Origin of the sequence: Streptomyces sp. NPDC058092 (genome assembly GCF_042884935.1) — a bacterium.
Taxonomy (GTDB): Bacteria; Actinomycetota; Actinomycetes; order Streptomycetales; family Streptomycetaceae; genus Streptomyces.
This window is the reverse complement of the sequence record NZ_JBHVSY010000011.1, coordinates 191194-208398: the sequence shown is the minus strand read 5'-3', so window position 1 is coordinate 208398 and position 17205 is coordinate 191194. Positions and strand designations below refer to the sequence as shown.

Below are 17205 nucleotides of genomic sequence, written 5' to 3'. Positions count from 1 at the left end.
GCCCGGGCCCGCTCGGCCGTCCTGCGCGATCACCAGCGGTGATCGCGGTGGCCGCCGTGACCACGATCGTGGCCATGGTCGTGGTCGTGACCGCGGTGGCCACGATGGTCCCTTTCGTTGTCGTCGAAGCGCCGCGACGTGTCCCTCATGTCGTGACCGCTTCTCGCGGGGATGAGATGACTGAAGATCGCCATGAGCTTCCCTCCTGATGAGGCTTCCAGACGGGATACGCTCCGGAGCGCTCAAGGGATTGCCCTTTTCGGGAAATTTTCGTATCCGGGTCCGCCTGCACTCTTCGCCGCGCACGGATGCCGGGCTCTGTGCCATTCCTTCCACCGCGCCGGGGTTGCCCGGCGCAGGCAATCCCTGCGGGCCCGTGTTACGTAATGAGTATGCGCAGGATTGGCATACCCCTGGAGCGGGTGCCCGACGAAGCGCTGTTGGCCGGGCTCATGACCGGCGATCCCGAGATCGCCGTGGCCTTCGTCCGGCGGTTCCAGCGTCGCGTTTTCGGCGTGGCCATCGCCGTGGTGGGTGATGTCCAGCTTGCCGAGGACATCGCTCAGCAGACCTTCGAGCGTGCCTGCCGACACGCTCAGGTCTACGACCCGCGCCGGGGATCGGTGCCCACCTGGCTGGCGGCCATCGCACACAACCTCGCGATCGACGCCGTACGCGCGCGCAAGGCCACTCCGGTCGACCCCGCGGACCTGGAGAACATGATGGAGACCATCACGGACACACCGGAGCGGCATGCACTCTCCACCGAGACCGCGGTGGAACTGCGCCGCGTGGTCGGCACGCTGCCACGCGAGCAGGCGCGTGCTCTGGTGATGGCAGGGATCTACGGGATGACGGCTCAGCAGGTCGCCGACTTCGAGGAGATACCGCTCGGTACAGCCAAGACCCGGATAAGGACGGCCATGGGCAGGGTCCGGGCGTCGCTCGCGGCCAGGCAGGTGGACCATGACTGACACCAGCCGGTTCAGCTGCGAGCAGCTCCGGGAGATCGGCGCGGAGCTGGCGCTCGGCGTGCTGCCCGCCGAGGACCGGGCCGGGGTGATGGACCACCTGGAGCACTGCCCCGCCTGCCGCGAATACGTCCACGAGCTGACGGCCACGTCGGACGCGCTGCTGGATCTCGTCCCGGGCAGCGAACCGCCGGTCGGCTTCGAGGACAGGGTGATCGGCCGGCTCGGGCTCTCCTCCGGGCGACGGCCGCGCCGGCGAGTGCAGTGGCGGCGGTTCGCCCTCGCTGCGGCGGCAGCGGCAGCGGGCCTCGCCCTCGGCGGCGGCGGTTGGGTGCTCGGCGCATCCGTCGGCCGTCCGGTCCCGGTCGCGCCCATCGTCTCCCCGGTGCAACCGCGGCTGCTCACCGCCCCACTCGCCCACGCGGGCCAGTCGTTCGGGCAGGCTTACCTCTACACCGGGCCCTCGCCCTGGTTGTACATGGCGGTGGACGCCGACGGGCACTCCGGCACCGTCCGCTGCCAGTTGCAGCGGGCCGACGGCTCCATCGTCAAGGTCGGTTCCTTCACGCTCAATGACCACGGCTACGGCTCCTGGGGTGGGCCCTACCTCGCAGGCACGTCACCGGTCACCGGCGTCCGCCTGCTCAACGCGGACGGCTCCCTGCTCGCAAGTGCCACCTTCAACCAGCCCCACGGCTGAGGGGGCGGGGACCGGCCGGCGGTCCGCGTCCCGGGTCCGGGAACGAGTGCTCACGCGCGAGCACGTGCACGGGCCGCGGCGAGCCGGGCCAGATGGTCCTCGTACGCCTTCGCATAGAACACCGCCCGCTCCGGGTCCGGTTCGACGACCGTCGTCGGGGCCGTCCAGGCAGCCGTGTCCAGTTCCGCGCCGAACCGCTGCGCCGCCGCGAGCACCGCGCCCCGCGCGCCGACCTCGCCCTCCACGATCCGGACCGGGCGGCCCAGCACATCGGCGAACAGGCGCATCCAGGCGGGGGAGCGGGTGCCGCCGCCGCACAGGGCGAGGGTGCCGGTGAGGCCCGCGGCCGCCAGGCAGTGGCGGGCGGCGAAGCCGATGCCCTCGCAGACCGCACGGATCAGATCCGCCGGGGTGGTCTCCAGGGACACACCGGTGAGCTCGGCGCGCAGCCGCGGCTCGACGAACGGGGCGCGTTCGCCGGACGGGGCGAAGTAGGGGAGTACGTGGACACCGTTCGCGCCGGGCGGGGCGGTGGCGAGGAGCGCGTCGACCTCCGTGTGGCGTACGCCGGTGGTGGTGAGGATCCAGTCGAGGGCGGCGGTGCCGACCATCGCGGGCATGGCGCGCAGCCAGTGGCCGGGGCGGTCGGTGGAGATGTGCAGACCCGCCGGTTCGCCGTTCAGATCGAGCTGTTCCGTGGCCACCAGCGCGGCCAGGCAGGTGCCGACGATCAGCAGACCGTCACCGGGGCGCGTGACGCCCGCGCCGAGGGCGCAGGCCGGCAGGTCGTACGGGCCGTTGGAGATCCGTACCCCGGAGGGGAGCGTGGCGGTGGCGACCGGGTCGCTGACCGGGGCGAGGAGTGCGGCGCGGTGGCCGAGGCCGAGCGCGGCCAGGACATCGGAGGAGTACGTACGGGTCATCGGGTCCAGGAACGGCATCGACGCGTCGGAGACGTCCGTGGCCCGGACCCCCGTCAGCCGCTGGAACACCATGTCCTTGCAGTACAGGGCGGTCGTCGCCGCGTCGAGCGAGGCCGGGTCGTGACGGTCGAGCCAGGCCAGCACCGGGCCCGGACAGCCCGGGAACATCGCGCTGCCGGTACGCCGGTACACGGCCGCGAAGACGCCGGACTCCAGCCAGGCGTCGACCAGTTCGTGGGCCCGGCCGTCCATCCAGGAGATCGCCGTACGGACCGGGCGGCCCTCTCCGTCGACCAGCCAGACGCCGTCGCCCTGACCGGTGAGACCGGCGAACGCGACCTCGTCCGGGCCCAGCGCGGCCAGGACCTCGCGGACCGCCCCGTACACCTCGTCCATGTCCTGCTCCACGAAACCGCCGCGGATCGTGAGCTCCACCGGGCGGGACTCGACGGCCAGGGTGCGGCCCCGCGGGTCGAAGGCCGCGGCCTTCACCATGGAGGTGCCGACATCGATGCCGATGTATCGCGTCATGGCTCCGGCTCCCCTCACAGGGCGTGGGCGAGCGGTTCGCCCCGCACATAGCGCGCCACCTCGGCCGCCGCGATCCGGGCCGCCTTCTGCGCGACGGCCCGGCTGGCGCCCGCCACGTGCGGGGTCATCAGCAGATGCGGGGTGCGGAAGAGGCGGGACGTGGGCGGGGGCGGTTCCTGCTCGTACGTGTCGAGCGCCGCGGCCCGCAACCGGCCCGAGTCCAGGGCGTCGCACAGCGCGTCGGTGTCCAGCAGCCCGCCCCGGGCCGCGTTCACCAGGACCGCGCCGCGCGGCAGCAGGGCCAGTTCGCGGGCGCCGATGAGATGCCGGGTCTCCGGGGTGAGCCTGGCGTGCAAAGTGAGGACGCGGGATCGGTCCAGGAGCGCCTCCAGCGAGGCGGCGCGCACGCCGTGGACGTCGCCGCGCACATACGGGTCGTACACCTCGACCTCGGCACCGAACGCGGCGAGCACCCGGGCCACCCGGCTGCCGACCGCCCCGTAACCGATCAGGCCGACGGAGGTGTCCTCCAGCTCCAGGCCGCAGTTCTCGTACGTGTAGTGGGAGGCGTCCCAGCGGCCGTCCGCCGCGAGGGAGCGGTGGGCCTCGGGGATGCGGCGCAGCACGGCGAGCATCAGCCCGACGGTGAACTCCGCGGTCGCCGCCGCGTTGCGTCCGGGCGCGAAGCACACCCGCACTCCCCGGGCCCGCGCCGCGGCGGCGTTCACATTGACGGGGCCGCCCCGGCAGACGACGACCAGCCGCAGATCGGGTGCGGCGGCCAGGACCCGCTCCGTGAACGGGCCCATCTGCGTCACGCACACCTCGACCCCGTCCAGGGCGGCGATCAGTGCGTCCTCGGCGTCGCTGGCCTCGTCGACCTCGGCGACCTTGCCGAAGGGTTCCAGGGGCCAGGGGAGGGTGACTTCGGTGAGGTGGGGCTCCGTGCCGAGAGGGCCGAGGGCGTGGTGCAGGGCTTCGGCGATCAGGGAGTTGCGGACGAAGTGGTCACCGGCGACCAGAATCCTCGTCGCGGGGCGGACCGTCGCGGGGCGGGTCATCGCAGAGCGTCTCCTGTCTGGGCGTCGAAGACATGGATGTGCCGGGGATCGGCGGTGATGCGTACGGTGTCGTCCCGGTCGAGCCGTACCTCCGGACCGGTCACGACGACCAGCGGCTTCGCCACCCCGTCGAGCGAGAGCGTGGCGATGCCGGATTCCAGCAGGGGTTCATGGGCGGCGACCCGGGCCCGTACACCAGTGTCGTCCAGGCGCAGGTCCTCCGGGCGGATGCCGAGCACCACCGCGCGTCCCGCCGCCGGGCGGTGCGGTACGGGGAAGCGCACCGTGCCGGAGAGGCGCACGCCGCCCGCCCCGTCCGCCGTTCCCGGCAGCAGATTGACCGCCGGTTCCCCGACGAAGTCGGCGACGAACAGATTGACCGGGGCGTCGTAGATCTCCTCGGGGGTGCCCAGCTGCTGGATCTCGCCGTCCCGCATCACCGCGATCCGGTCGGCGAGCGACAGCGCCTCCTCCTGGTCGTGCGTGACGAGGATCGTGGTGTGGCCGCTGTCCCGCTGGATCCGCTTCAACTCGCGCCTGGTGGTGTCCCGTTGGGCGGCGTCCAGATGGGAGAGCGGTTCGTCGAGGAGTAGTACGTCGGGGGTGCGGATCAGGGCGCGGGCCAGGGCGACGCGCTGCTTCTGGCCGCTGGAGAGCCCGGCGGGGCGGGCGTCCAGGAGATCCGTGATCCCGATGCGCCCGGCCATGTCGGCGACCCGGCGGCGGATCTCGGCCCGCCCGTACCGGCGCCGGGCGGCGAGTCCGAAGCCGAGGTTCTCCGCGACGGTCAGCGGCGGATACAGCGCGTAGTTCTCGAACGCCACGCCGATGTTGCGCCGCTGGGCCGGGAGCCCCACCACGGACGAGCCGCCGATCAGGATGTCGCCGCCGGTGACCGTCTCCAGCCCGGCGATCATCCGCAGGGTGGTGGACTTGCCGCAGCCGGACGGGCCGAGCAGCCCCAGCAGCTCGCCGGAGCGCAGCTCGATGTCGAGGGAGCGGACGGCTTCGACGGCGGCCCGGCCGCGTCCGGTGTAGGTCTTGCGCAGTGCGCGCAGGGCCAGTTCAGTCATCCGTCATCGCCGCCCCCGTTCATCCGTCGTCCCCGCTTCCCGTTCCCGCTTCGCTTCCCGTTCCCGCTTCCCGGCCGGTGCCGCAGACCTCGTAGGGCACCTTGTACTCGTCGAGTTCGCGCAGTGCCCGGTCCGACGCCCCGTCGTCGACCAGCAGCAGATCGAAACGGGAGAGCGGGGCGAGCCGGTGCAGGGCGACCCGGCCCAGCTTGGAGTGGTCGAGCAGCAGCACGTTGCGGCTCGCCGAATCGAGCATCGCCCGCTTCACGGAGACGATGTGCTGCTCCTGGTGGTAGGCGTAGCCGCCGGACACGGCGGAGGTGGAGGTGAAGCAGATGTCGACCTGGAGCGACTGCACCGCCTCCACGCACGAGACGCCGAGGAAGGAGGAGTGCAGTGGGTCGAAGTCGCCGCCGAGGCCCATCAGATGGATGCCGCGCTCCTGCGACAGCAGATTGATCGCCTCCAGGAAGTTGGTGACGACGGTCAGCGGGGTGATGGAGCGCAGCCTGCGCGCGATCTCCAGCGTGGACGTCGAATCGTCGAGCATCACCGCCATGCCCGGTTCTATGAGCTTCAGGGCACGTTCCGCGACGGCGGCCTTCTCGGCGCGCATCGCCTTCAGCCGGTAGGAGACGTTCGACTCGAAGACGCCGGACGGCTGGGCGGTGACGCCGCCACGGAATTTGCGGACGATGCCCTGCCGTTCCAGCTCGTCCAGATCGCGGTGGATGGTCATCAGGCTGACGTCGAAACGCTCCGCCAGCTCGGCGGCGCTCACCTCGCCCTGCGCGAGGACGTACTCGGCTATGGATGCCTGGCGGGGGGCGGGGCCCCGCTGCGGAACATTGCTCACGTGCTGATCCTTCGTCCTGGACGTGCCGGCCGGTCGGCCTCGAACAGCAGCAGACTCTCAGGCGGTACGGAGAGCCGCACCGGACGGTCGGGGCTCAGGCCGGCCGCGTCGGCGCGCGGGACGACGAGGGAGAGCTGCTGCCCCCCGATCCGGACGGTGACTTCGGTGGCCCGGCCCAGCAGCTCGGTGACGTGGACGGTGCCGGTCAACTCCAGGGCAGGGCGTCTGCTCGTGCCGGCCGGCTTCGAGCCGGCGCCTGGGCCGGTGCCGGTCGCGGTCGGCTCCGGCCCAGGCGGGGTGACGCCGCCCCGGAGTCCGATGTCCCGTGGCCTTACGCCCAGTTGGACCGTTGTCCCCGGCGGCGCGGGCACCGTCAGCGGTAGCTCGAACGCCCCGCCGGGTGACCGGAAGTGGCCCTCGGCCGTCACCGCCCCCGGCAGCAGATTGATCCGGGGTCTGCCGAAGGACCGGGCGACGAAGGTGTCGTACGGGCGGTGCCACAGCTCCTCGCGGGTGCCGGTCTGCACCATGCGGCCGTCCCTGATCACCCCGATCCGGTCCCCGAGCGCCAACGCCTCCACCGAGTCGTGGGTGACGTACAGCGTGGTCGTACGCCGGACCGAGCCGATCGCCCGCAGTTCCGCGCGCATCGCCTGCCGCAGCTTCGCGTCCAGGTGCGAGAGCGGCTCGTCGAGCAGGAACGCGCGGGCCGGCCGCACCAGCACCCGGCCGAGCGCCACCCGCTGCCGCTGACCGTTGGAGAGCCGCCCCACCGGGCGGTCCAACAGGGCTCCGATCCCGAGGAGTTCGGCGACCTCCCCGATCCGCTCGCGCGCCTCGTGCGCGGGGAGGCGGTGGCGCGGCGAGCGGAGCGGGGAGGCGAGATTGTCGTACGCGGTGCGGTGCGGATAGAGGGCGTACGACTCGAAGCACATCGCCACGCCCCGGTCGTACGGCTCCACGCCCGCCATGTCCGCCCCGCCCAGCTCGACCGCCCCGGCGTTCGGCGTTTCCAGGCCCGCGATGGTCTTGAGCGTGGTCGTCTTCCCGGCGCCGGACGGGCCGAGCAGACAGAAGAACTCGCCCTCGGCCACCTCCAGGTCCAGGCCGTCGAGCGCGGTGTTCTTCCCGTACCGCTTGTGCACGCCGCGCAGGGCAATGGCCGCCGGGCCGGTCACGGTCACGACTTCACCGCCCCGAACGACAGTCCGCGCACCAGATACCGCTGGATGGTGAGCGCCAGCAGCAGCGGCGGGACCACCGAGACCAGCGCCGCGGCGGCCGTCAGGTTGTACTTGGGCCGGTCGCCGCCGAGGAAGGACAACGCGCCGACCGTCACCGTCTGCGCGTTGGACGAGGTGAGGATCAGCGGGAAGACGAAGTTGTTCCACGCGAAGATGAACGCCAGCAGCGAGACGGCCGCGATCCCCGGCTTCACCAGCGGCAGCGCGACCTTGAAGAACGCCTGTTTTCGGGTGTAGCCGTCCAGCAGAGCCGCCTGCTCCAGCTCGGGGGAGAGGTCGGAGAAGTACGACCGCATGATCCAGACGATCAGTGGGAGTGTCACCAGTTGCAGCACCCACACCATGCCGACGTAGGTGTCGAAGAGCCCGAGCTGCTGGTAGAGCACGAACAGCGGGATGATCACGGTGAGTTCGGGCGCGAAGCGGAACGAGAGCAGGGTGAACATCAGGTTCTCCGAGCCGCGGAACCGCCACCGCGCGGCGGCGTACGCGGCGGGCAGCCCGATCACCAGCGACAGCGCGACCGCGCCCAGCGACACGACCAGGCTGTTCACGAAGAACCGCAGGAACGGCACGCCCTGGTCGCCCCCGGCGCCGAGGACCGTGCGGTAGGAGTCGAAGGTCGGGGTGAACGAGAAGTACGTACTGAACAGCTCGTTCGTGGGCTTCAGCGACAGGAGCACCATCCAGGCGACCGGGAACAGCGCGAAGAGGAAGTAGACGATCAGCGCCAGATCGGCGGCGACGGCGAGAACCCTGCGCTTCAACCGGGCCGCCCCGGAACCCCCGCTCACCCCGGAACCCCCGCTCACCCCGGAACCCCCGCTCACCCCGGAACCCCCGCTCACCCCGGAACCTCCGCCGCCCGGTTCTGGATCCGGCCCAGATAGCGCACCAGCACCATCGTGACCAGATACACCACGGCCCACAGCACCACCATGTAACTGATCCCGAACGAGTAGCGCTGGAAGCGGATCGCCTCCAGATAGGCCCGGATCTGGAGCACCATCGTCGAGTCGCCGGGGCCGCCCTCGGTCAGCGCGTAGATGATGTCGAAGACCTTCAGCGAGTCCATGAACCGGAAGATCACGGCGACCAGGACGTACGGCCACAGCATCGGCAGCGTGAGGCGCCGGAAGGTGAACCACCAGCCCGCCCCGTCGACCGCCGCCGCCTCGAACGGCGAGGCGGGCAGCGAGCGCAGACCGGCCAGCGCGAGGATCGCGACGAACGGGGTGTAGACCCACACGTCCACCGTGATCGACGAGAGCAGGGCGCCCGTCGGCGTGTCCGTCCACTGCACACCGCCGAGGCCGAACGGTTTCAGGAGATGGTTGATGACGCCGACCGACGGCTGGAGCATCAGCTTCCACATGATCGCGGCGATCACCGGCGCGATCATCAGCGGCAGGATCAGGATCTTCTCCAGCATCCGCCCGACGAAGCTCGCCCGGTGCAGCAGCAGCGCCACGGCCACCCCGAGCACCGTCTCGACGGCCGCCGCGCCGACCGCGTACGCCACCGTCACCCGCGCCGAGTCCCAGAACGCGGGCTGGGTGAAGATCCGCCGGTAGTTCTCGATCCCGACCATGTCCGGCCGCGGTCTGCTCGCCGCGAAGTCGAACACCGTGTAGTAGAGGCCCAGTCCGAACGGGTAGAGGATGCCGCCGGTCAGCAGCAGCGCGGGCACGATCAGCAGGTACGGCCGCAGCGAGCGGCGCCACGCGGGCACCGGCCGCGCCACCCGCTTCCCGGTCCCCGTGCCGGAGGTCGCCCCGTGATCGGTCTCCGGCACGGGCGCCACGCGTGCGGACATCGGTCAGCCGACCTTCGACGCCAGATCGCCGGCCAGTGAGTTCAGTACGGACGAGGCGTTCTTACCGCCGTAGATCTCCTGGAGCGCGGCGGCCCAGCTGGTCGTCGCGTCGAAGAACTGCTCCTGCGGGGTGAACTGGATCTTCGTCTGGCCGACGACCGTCTCGAACGTCTCGATGAAACCGGGGATGGCCCGCATCTTGTCCTTGTACGCGGGGTCCTGGCTGACCGATTTGCGTACCGGGTCGATGTGGTTGTACTCGATCGCGCCCTTGCGCAGGTGCTCCTTGCCGGTCGCCCACTGGAGGAACAGCCAGGCCGCCGACTTGTTGCGGCTCCTGGCGTTCATGCCGAGCGACCAGATCCACATGTTCGTGGCGAGCGAGCCGTCGGGGCCCTTGGGGCCGGGGTGGAAGGCGATCTTCCCGGACGCCGGGGAGGCCCCCTTCACCGCCTGGAAGTAGGCGGCGGTGTCGGCGTCGAAGAGCATCCCCGCCTTCTTCGCGCCGAGGTCGCTGGAGCACTGGTACCAGGTGTACGAGGTCCAGGACGGCGGGCCGCCCTTCTTGACCATCTCCGCCCAGTCCCGGGTGAACGCGATCGCTTCCGGGGAGTTCATCGCGGGCTTCACCTTCCCGCCCTCGACGGTGAAGTCCTTCAGGCCGTTGCGCGCGAACATCGTCATGAAGCCCGGATGGATCGTCGCCCAGCTGCGCGAGCCGCGCACCGCGACCCCGTACATCCCGTCGAAGCCCGCTCCCGGCGCCCTGCGGGTGATGGCCCCGGCGACCTCGCGCAGCTCGTCGAAGGTCTCGGCGGGCTTCAGGCCGAGCTTCTTGAACACCTCGGTGTTGTACGCGACGACATTGGTCTCCCAGCCCCACGGCAGCGCGTACTGTCCGCCCTGCCCGAGCGGGGCGCCCGCCTTCAGCGACCACTGGTCCGCCGAGAGGAGATTGGGGAAGAAGTCCGCCCGGTCCCATTCGGCCCCGGTCGCCGAGGAGTTGCGCATCCATGGGCCGAGATCCTCCAGCCAGCCCGGCGGACCGTACTGCCACACCATGTACGCGCCGAGCATGAACACGTCGTAGGAGGCGCGTCCGCTGGAGAGGTCGACGGTGAGCTTGTCGAAGTAGTTGTCCTCGGGGAAGACGTCGTACTCGACCTTGATGCCGGTCTTCTCGGTGAACGCTTTCAGGTCGGCGATCAGCGCGTCGGTGTACGGGTGCTTGTTGAGCAGCGCCTTGACCGTTTTTCCCTTGGCCCGCTTCCAGTCGAAGGAGCCGGTGACGTCGTCGGCCGCGGAGCCGTCGTTCCTGGCCTTGTCGCCGCCGAAGCCCGCGCCGCAGGCGGTGAGCAGCGGGGCGGCGGACGCGGCCGCCGCCGCACCGAGGGCGAGGAACCGTCGCCGGTCGTGCGCGTGCATGTCCATCCGTGACCTCCACGGTCCGGCCGGAGATGGGTGGGGGTGCCCGTTCACACGTTGATTCGACTGGTTAACAGAGCTTGGAACAACGCAAGTTGGCCGTCAATCCCTCGCGCAACGGAAATTCTCGGTGCAGAGTGAGAAGTTCACAGAGAGGACCGATATGTGGATGGGCATCGATCTCGGCACGCAGAGCGTCCGGGCGGTGGTGGCAGGAGACAGCGGTGAGATCCTCGGCAGCGGCTCGGCCCCGCTCACGGGCAGACGCGACGGCGTACGGCATGAGCAGCTGCCCCTCGACTGGTGGACGGCGCTGTGCGCGGCCAGCCGGCAGGCGCTGCGCGACTGCCCCGCACCGCGTGCGCTCGCCGTCTGCTCCACCTCCGGCACGGTTCTGCTCGGCGACCGGGCGGGCCGGCCGCTGACGCCGGGGGTGATGTACGACGACGGGCGGGCCGTCGCGGAGGCGGCCAGGGCGGGGACCGCGCCGAGCTGGGCCCTGCCCAAGGTGATGTGGCTGCTGAGGGAGTACGGGGGAGGGACGGGCGGCGCCGTACGGGTGATGCACCAGGCCGATCTGGTGCTGGCGCGGCTCGCCGGGACGCCGCTGCCCACCGATTCCAGCCACGCCCTGAAGACCGGCTACGACCTGGAGTGGGACGAGTGGCCGCGGCGGAGGTTCGGGAAGCTGGGCCTGCCCGACGGGCTGTTCCCGGACGTGGTGCGGCCGGGGACGCGCATCGGCGAGGTGGGGCGGGCGGCGGCCGAGGAGACCGGGATTCCGGCGGGCACTGCCATCGTGGCCGGGATGACGGACGGGTGCGCGGCGCAGATCGCCTCCGGTTCGCTCACCGTCGGCTCCTGGAACTCGGTGCTGGGTACGACGCTGGTGCTGAAGGGGGTCACCTCGTCGCCGGTGCAGGACCGGGCCGGGGTGGTCTACAACCACCGCGCGCCGGACGGGAGCTGGCTGCCGGGCGGGGCCTCGGGCGTCGGCGGCGGGGTGCTGACCGCCGCCTTCCCGGCCGTGGACCCGATCCGCATGGACGCGCTGGCCCGCGATCACGAACCGGCGCGGGTGGTGGCGTATCCACTGGTGGCGACGGGGGAGCGGTTCCCCTTCGTCGCGCCGGAGGCCACCGGGTTCCTGCTCGGCGAGCCCGCCTCCGACGCCGAGCACTGGCTGGCCCTGCTCACCGGCGTGGGCCTGGTCGAACGGCTCTGCTTCGACTACCTCGACCTGCTCGGCGCCCAGCAGTACGACCGGCTCACGTTCACCGGCGGCGCGGCCCGCAGCGGCTACTGGAGCAGGCTGCGCGCCGACATCCTGGGCCGGTCCGTGTGCATCCCGCAGTACAGCGAACCCGCCCTCGGCATGGCGGTCCTCGCCGCGTACGGGGCGGGGGCCGGGACCAGCCTGATCAGGACAGCGGGTGCGATGGTGCGGCTGCGCCACGTACTGCACCCGCACCCGGTGCGCACGGCGTGGTACACCGAGCCGTACCTCACCCTGGTGGACGAACTGGAGCGACGCGGCTGGCTGCCCGGCCCGGTCGCCGCCCACGCCCGCACCCGGGCGGAGCGGTCGTGACCATCCGCGACCACCCGAACCGAACGGAGAAGCCATGACCAGGAGCCCGGCCACCCTGCTGCTCGTCCGCCACGGTCAGACCGTCTGGCACGCGGAGAACCGCTACGCCGGGGTCAGCGACATCGCCCTCACCGACGAGGGCCGGCGCCAGGCACGGCAGCTGGGCGAATGGGCGGCCCGGCACCCGGTCGACGCGATCTGGACGTCGACACTCACGCGTGCCGTCGAGACGGCGGAGCCCGCGTGCCGGGCGCTCGGCCTCGTCCCCCGCCGCGAACACGACCTGCGCGAATGCGACTTCGGCGAGGTGGAGGGGCGGACCCTGGCGGAGTTCGCGGCCGAGCACCCGGAGCGGGCCCGGGAATACCGCGCCGACCCGGTGGCCCACCCCTTCCCCGGGGCCGAGGACCCCCGGGCGGCGGCGGCCCGGGGGGCGATGGCGCTGCGCCGGATCGCGGACGGGCACCCGGGGCAGCGGGTGCTCGTCGTCGCGCACAACACCCTGCTGCGGCTCGTGCTGTGCGAGCTGCTGTCGATTCCGCTGGGCGCCTACCGCAGGGTCTTCCCGCGGCTGCGGAACGGGGCGGTGAGCGAGGTACGGATCGGAGAGGAGGGCGGCGCGCTGCTCTCCCTCAACGTGCCCTGCGCGTAGGGCGTCCTCGACGTGCCCTGCGTGCAGGACGTCCTCAACGTGCCCTGCGCGCAGGACGTCCTCGACGGCCCCGCGTGCCGGACCTCAGCCCCGGAAGCCCTTGACTGCCACGGCCCGCCGCTGCCGCAGGACACCGACGGCCGCCAGGACGACGGTCAGGGCGCCGGTCGCCACCAACTGGTCACGGGTGCCGGGCTGGAGCAGCATCAGGATGAAGATGCCGAGCATCGCCAGGAGCGCCAGCACCGTCAGGACCGGGAAGAGCCACATCCGTACGACGAGCTTCTCCGGGGCCTCGCGCTCCAGCCGGTCGCGCAGGACCAGCTGGGAGAGGGCGATGAAGATCCAGACGACCAGGATCACCGCGCCGATCATGTTGAGCAGCCACGGGAACACGTCGTCGGGGCGCCAGTAGCTGAGCAGCACGCACAGGAAGCCGAACACGGACGAGACCAGCACGGCGGCGCGCGGCACGCCCGAGGAGATCCGGCCGAGCCGCTTCGGGCCCTGGCCGCGGGCGACCAGCGAACAGGCCATGCGCGAGGCGCCGTAGATGTTGGCGTTCATCGCGGAGAGCAGGGCGACCAGGATGACCACGTTCATGATCTCGGCGGCGCCGCTGATGCCGAGGTGGTTCAGGGCCGCGTAGAACGGGCCGACCTCCACGACCTTCGGGTCGTCCCACGGGACCAGCGTGACGATGACGGCCATCGAGCCGACGTAGAAGAGCGCGATCCGCCACATCGCCGTCCGCACGGCCGTGGCGACCCCCCGCACCGGGTTCTCGGACTCGGCCGCCGCGATGGTCACGGTCTCCAGACCGCCGTACGCGAAGACGGAGGCGAGCAGCCCGATCACCAGGCCCTCGGCACCGTTCGGCATGAATCCGCCCTCGCCCTTGAGGTTGGCGGCGCCGGGCGCGTCCGTGCCGGGGAGCACGCCGAGGACCGCCAGCACCCCCAGGACCAGGAAGAGCGTGATCGCCACGACCTTGAGGGTGGCGAACCAGAACTCGAACTCGCCGAACTTCTTCACCGAGGCCAGGTTCGTGCCCAGGAAGACCACCATGAACAGCGCGACCCAGGCCCACTCCGGCGTACCCGGCAGCCAGCCGGTGACGATCTTCGCGGCACCGATGCCCTCCAGGCCGACGGCGACACAGAGCAGCACCCAGAACGCCCAGCCCACGGTGAAGCCCGCCCACGGCCCGATCGCCCGCTCCGCGTGGACGGAGAAGGAACCGGAGGCCGGGTTCGCGGCCGACATCTCGCCGAGCATCCGCATCACGAGCATGACCAGCAGCCCGGAGACGGCGTACGCGATGACGATCGACGGACCGGCGGCGGCGATACCCGCACCCGAGCCGACGAAGAGCCCGGCGCCGATGACGCCGCCGAGGGCGATCATCGACAGATGGCGCTGCTTGAGTCCGTGGGTGAGCGCGGAATCGGCCCCGGCATCGGAGACGGCGGCCGGTGAACCGGTGGGGGGAGACGCGGAAATCCGAGACATGGACAAGCTCTGTTCGGTAGGTGAGACACGGGAGTACGTGGGGGTACGTGGGGGTACGTGGGCGTACGTGCGCGCACAGTCTGGTCATGCGCCCCGTCCACACGGAATCGCTGTCCGCTATACGGGCGCGATGCTCACGCAAGGTGCAGACCCGAGTACGGGACGGGGCCGGGGTGATCGCCGGCCGGTCGCCGGGTGGATTTGGCGAAAACCTACAGTCTCTCCCGGCGGGCCCTCCCGGCAGAATATGAGTCGATCCGCCCCCACCTCAGTGACGAGCATCACGCCGTCACGTGATTGCGCAAGCCCCTTTGTGCGAACCCCACCAATGCTCCGGTTGCCGCTTTGTGGGCCACTGATGGTGATCGAGCGTTAACCCCTGGGCTAACGTCGGCCTCAGTCTGTCCCACCTGCCCTCACCTGCCCTCACCCCGCGGAGTCCCGATGAGCACTGCTGCCGCCGCCCCTGCCCGTACCGGAGCGGTCCTCGCCGACCTGCTGCCCGCCGCCAGGCACCGTTACGCCGTCGACACGGCCCTGGTCCTCGGTGGCGCCGCGCTCACCGGCATCGCCGCCCAGATCGCCGTCCCGGTGCCCGGCTCCCCGGTCCCGGTCACCGGCCAGACCTTCGCCGCGCTCCTCGTCGGCACCGCGCTCGGCGCCCGCCGCGGCTTCCTCTCCCTCGCCGTGTACGCGCTCATCGGCATGGCGGGCATGCCGTGGTTCGCGGGCGGCAGCTCCGGCGCGGGCGGCGCCTCGTTCGGCTACGTCCTCGGCATGCTGCTCGCCGCCACCGTGGTCGGCGGCCTCGCCCGCCGCGGCGGCGACCGCTCCGTGCTGCGCACCGCGGGCACGATGGTGCTGGGCTCCGCGGTCATCTACGCGGTCGGCGTCCCGTACCTGGCGCTGTCCACCGGCATGTCGGCGAGCGCCGCGATCGCGGCCGGCCTGGTGCCGTTCCTGCTCGGTGACGCGCTGAAGGCGGCGCTGGCGATGGGCGCGCTGCCCGCGTCCTGGAAGCTCATCGGCCGTCGCGGCTGATGCCGTAGCTCCTGCCGCAATTCCCACCGAAGAGGCTCGCCGGGTCGTGACACCGACCGGCGAGCCTCTTCCGCGTTCGTGTCGAGTGGTGGCCGATGGCCTCAGGCGCGGACCTTGCGCTGCCGCACCTCACGCACCAGCGAGATCGCCACCACCAGCGCCGCGACGAGCAGCGAGAGCAGCACCTGCTGACGTCCGTCGTCGTCGGTCAGCATGTAGACCAGGACGAACGAGATCATCGCGATGGTCGCCCAGGTCAGATACGGGAAGAGCCACATCCGTACGACCAGCTTCTCCGGCTGCTCGCGCAGGATCATGCCCCGCATCCGCAGCTGCGTGAAGCAGATGACCAGCCAGACGAACAGGGCGATCGCACCGGAGGAGTTCAGCAGGAACTGGAAGACGGTGTCGGGCCACCGGTAGTTGAAGAACACGGCGACGAAGCCGAACACGACGGACGACAGGATGGCCACCTGCGGCACGCCCCGCTTGTTCACCCGGGCGAACGCCTTCGGCGCGTCCCCGCGGCCGCCGAGCGAGAAGGCCATCCGCGAGGCGGTGTAGAGGCCGGAGTTGAGGCAGGACAGCACGGCGGTGAGGACGATGACGTTCATCACCTGGCCGGCGTGCGGAATGCCGATGGAGTTGAGGGCGGCGACGTAGCTGCCGCCCTCCTGCACGATCGACTTGTCGTTCCACGGCAGCAGGGTGAGTACGACGAAGATCGAGCCCAGGTAGAAGACGGCGATTCGCCAGATCACGCTGTTGGTGGCCTTCTGGACGGCGCGCTGCGGGTTCTCGGACTCGCCGGCCGCCAGCGTGACGATCTCGCTGCCCATGAAGGAGAAGACGACCATCAGCACGCCGGTGAGGACGGCGCCGGGTCCCTTGGGGAAGAACCCGCCGGTGTCGGTGAGATGCGCGAGTCCCGCGCCGGGATTGTCCGAGCCGGGCAGCAGCCCGAAGACGGCGAGCAGTCCGACGACCACGAACGCCGCGATGGCCACGACCTTGATCCCGGCGAACCAGAACTCGAACTCGCCGTACGACCCGACCGAGACCAGGTTCGTCGCGGTGAGCACCACCATCACGATCAGCGCCCACGCCCACTGCGGGACGCCCGGCACCCAGCCCTCCAGGATCTTGGCACCCGCCGTGGCCTCGACGGCGAGCACCACGACCCAGAAGAACCAGTACAGCCAGCCGATCGAGAAACCGGCCCAGCGGCCCAGCGCCTGGTCGGCGTAGGCGGAGAAGGAGCCCGAGCTGGGGCGGGCGGCGGCCATCTCGCCGAGCATCCGCATCACGAAGACGACCATCAGGCCGACCAGCGCGTACGACAGGAGGATGGCCGGTCCCGCGGCGGCGATGCCTGCGCCGGAGCCCACGAAGAGGCCCGCGCCGATCACACCGCCGATGGCGATCATCGAGAGGTGGCGGTTCTTGAGGCCCGCCTGGAGACCGTCGGAGGAGCCCGGTGCGTCCGGCCCGCCCGACCGGTCCGGCTTGCCGGGCTGTTGGCCCGGTCCGGCCAGAGTCGTCTGCGACGTCATGGATCGAATCCTTACGTTCTCGGAACACGCGGTGCGTGCCCGGCTGCCGAAGTGGGGTGCGGCAGCGAGTGATGCATTGAAGCCCGCCGGACCGAATAAGCGGAACCCCTTCTTCCGAATCCTTGGCCGGATCGTTGCCTCAGTGACGTTGCGCACACAGAGCCTGCACATCGAGCCCACACGCAGTCGCCGCCGGGCCGGGGCGGACCGGGCCGGAGGGTCCCGACCCCGATGACGGCTACCCGGCGACGCTCGT

General features: G+C 71.1%; 15 protein-coding genes. 5 read left to right on the top strand and 10 right to left on the bottom strand.

The genetic code is table 11. The features are described 5' to 3' along the window. Positions 1-392: 392 nt before the first annotated feature. A complete protein-coding gene (locus tag ACFVV1_RS20320) occupies positions 393-974 on the top strand; it encodes an RNA polymerase sigma factor (protein WP_389990801.1) in 582 nt (193 codons plus the stop codon). After that, positions 967-1671, top strand: coding sequence for an anti-sigma factor family protein (locus tag ACFVV1_RS20315; protein ID WP_389990799.1), 705 nt, complete (start codon positions 967-969; stop codon positions 1669-1671). The genes ACFVV1_RS20320 and ACFVV1_RS20315 overlap by 8 nt, the downstream gene beginning before the upstream one ends. Positions 1672-1721: 50 nt before the next feature. On the opposite strand, the gene ACFVV1_RS20310 is transcribed toward ACFVV1_RS20315, so the two are convergent. From ACFVV1_RS20310 to ACFVV1_RS20275, 8 genes are read right to left on the bottom strand one after another with little or no spacing between them, the layout of a single operon-like run. Next, entirely contained in the window at positions 1722-3125 is a 1404-nt protein-coding gene (locus ACFVV1_RS20310) for an FGGY family carbohydrate kinase (RefSeq protein ID WP_389990797.1), read from the bottom strand. Between the two features lie 14 nt (positions 3126-3139). After that, on the bottom strand, positions 3140-4186 hold the full coding sequence (locus ACFVV1_RS20305) for an NAD(P)-dependent oxidoreductase (RefSeq protein WP_389990795.1): 1047 nt from the start codon (positions 4184-4186) through the stop codon (positions 3140-3142). Next, entirely contained in the window at positions 4183-5259 is a 1077-nt protein-coding gene (locus tag ACFVV1_RS20300; protein WP_389990793.1) for an ABC transporter ATP-binding protein, read from the bottom strand. Before ACFVV1_RS20300 ends, ACFVV1_RS20305 begins: the two co-directional genes overlap by 4 nt. A gap of 19 nt (positions 5260-5278) precedes the next feature. Then, positions 5279-6115, bottom strand: a complete 837-nt coding sequence (locus tag ACFVV1_RS20295; protein ID WP_389990791.1) for a DeoR/GlpR family DNA-binding transcription regulator — start codon at positions 6113-6115, stop codon at positions 5279-5281. Continuing rightward, entirely contained in the window at positions 6112-7293 is a 1182-nt protein-coding gene (locus ACFVV1_RS20290) for an ABC transporter ATP-binding protein (protein WP_389990789.1), read from the bottom strand. The genes ACFVV1_RS20295 and ACFVV1_RS20290 overlap by 4 nt, the downstream gene beginning before the upstream one ends. 2 nt (positions 7294-7295) lie before the next feature. After that, on the bottom strand, positions 7296-8153 hold the full coding sequence (locus ACFVV1_RS20285; RefSeq protein WP_389990787.1) for a carbohydrate ABC transporter permease: 858 nt from the start codon (positions 8151-8153) through the stop codon (positions 7296-7298). Positions 8154-8203: 50 nt separating this feature from the next. Continuing rightward, entirely contained in the window at positions 8204-9175 is a 972-nt protein-coding gene (locus tag ACFVV1_RS20280) for a carbohydrate ABC transporter permease (RefSeq protein WP_389990785.1), read from the bottom strand. 3 nt (positions 9176-9178) lie between these two features. Continuing rightward, positions 9179-10606, bottom strand: coding sequence for an ABC transporter substrate-binding protein (locus ACFVV1_RS20275; protein WP_389990783.1), 1428 nt, complete (start codon positions 10604-10606; stop codon positions 9179-9181). A gap of 157 nt (positions 10607-10763) precedes the next feature. On the opposite strand from ACFVV1_RS20275, the gene ACFVV1_RS20270 reads away from it, so the two are divergent. Beyond that, complete coding sequence (locus ACFVV1_RS20270; RefSeq protein ID WP_389990937.1) at positions 10764-12191, top strand: FGGY-family carbohydrate kinase; 1428 nt, start codon at positions 10764-10766, stop codon at positions 12189-12191. 34 nt (positions 12192-12225) lie between these two features. Then, positions 12226-12843, top strand: coding sequence for a histidine phosphatase family protein (locus tag ACFVV1_RS20265; RefSeq protein WP_389990781.1), 618 nt, complete (start codon positions 12226-12228; stop codon positions 12841-12843). 84 nt (positions 12844-12927) lie between these two features. Here the strand turns inward: ACFVV1_RS20265 and ACFVV1_RS20260 are convergent, their stop codons facing one another. Continuing rightward, a complete protein-coding gene (locus ACFVV1_RS20260) occupies positions 12928-14355 on the bottom strand; it encodes an amino acid permease (RefSeq protein ID WP_389990779.1) in 1428 nt (475 codons plus the stop codon). Between the two features lie 444 nt (positions 14356-14799). Between ACFVV1_RS20260 and ACFVV1_RS20255 the strand changes: the two genes are divergently transcribed. After that, positions 14800-15396: a biotin transporter BioY gene (locus tag ACFVV1_RS20255; RefSeq protein WP_266746198.1), complete on the top strand. Its 597-nt coding sequence runs from the start codon at positions 14800-14802 to the stop codon at positions 15394-15396. A gap of 101 nt (positions 15397-15497) precedes the next feature. Here ACFVV1_RS20255 and ACFVV1_RS20250 read toward each other — a convergent pair whose 3' ends face one another. Continuing rightward, entirely contained in the window at positions 15498-16949 is a 1452-nt protein-coding gene (locus tag ACFVV1_RS20250) for an amino acid permease (protein ID WP_389990776.1), read from the bottom strand. Between the last annotated feature and the right edge of the window lie 256 nt (positions 16950-17205).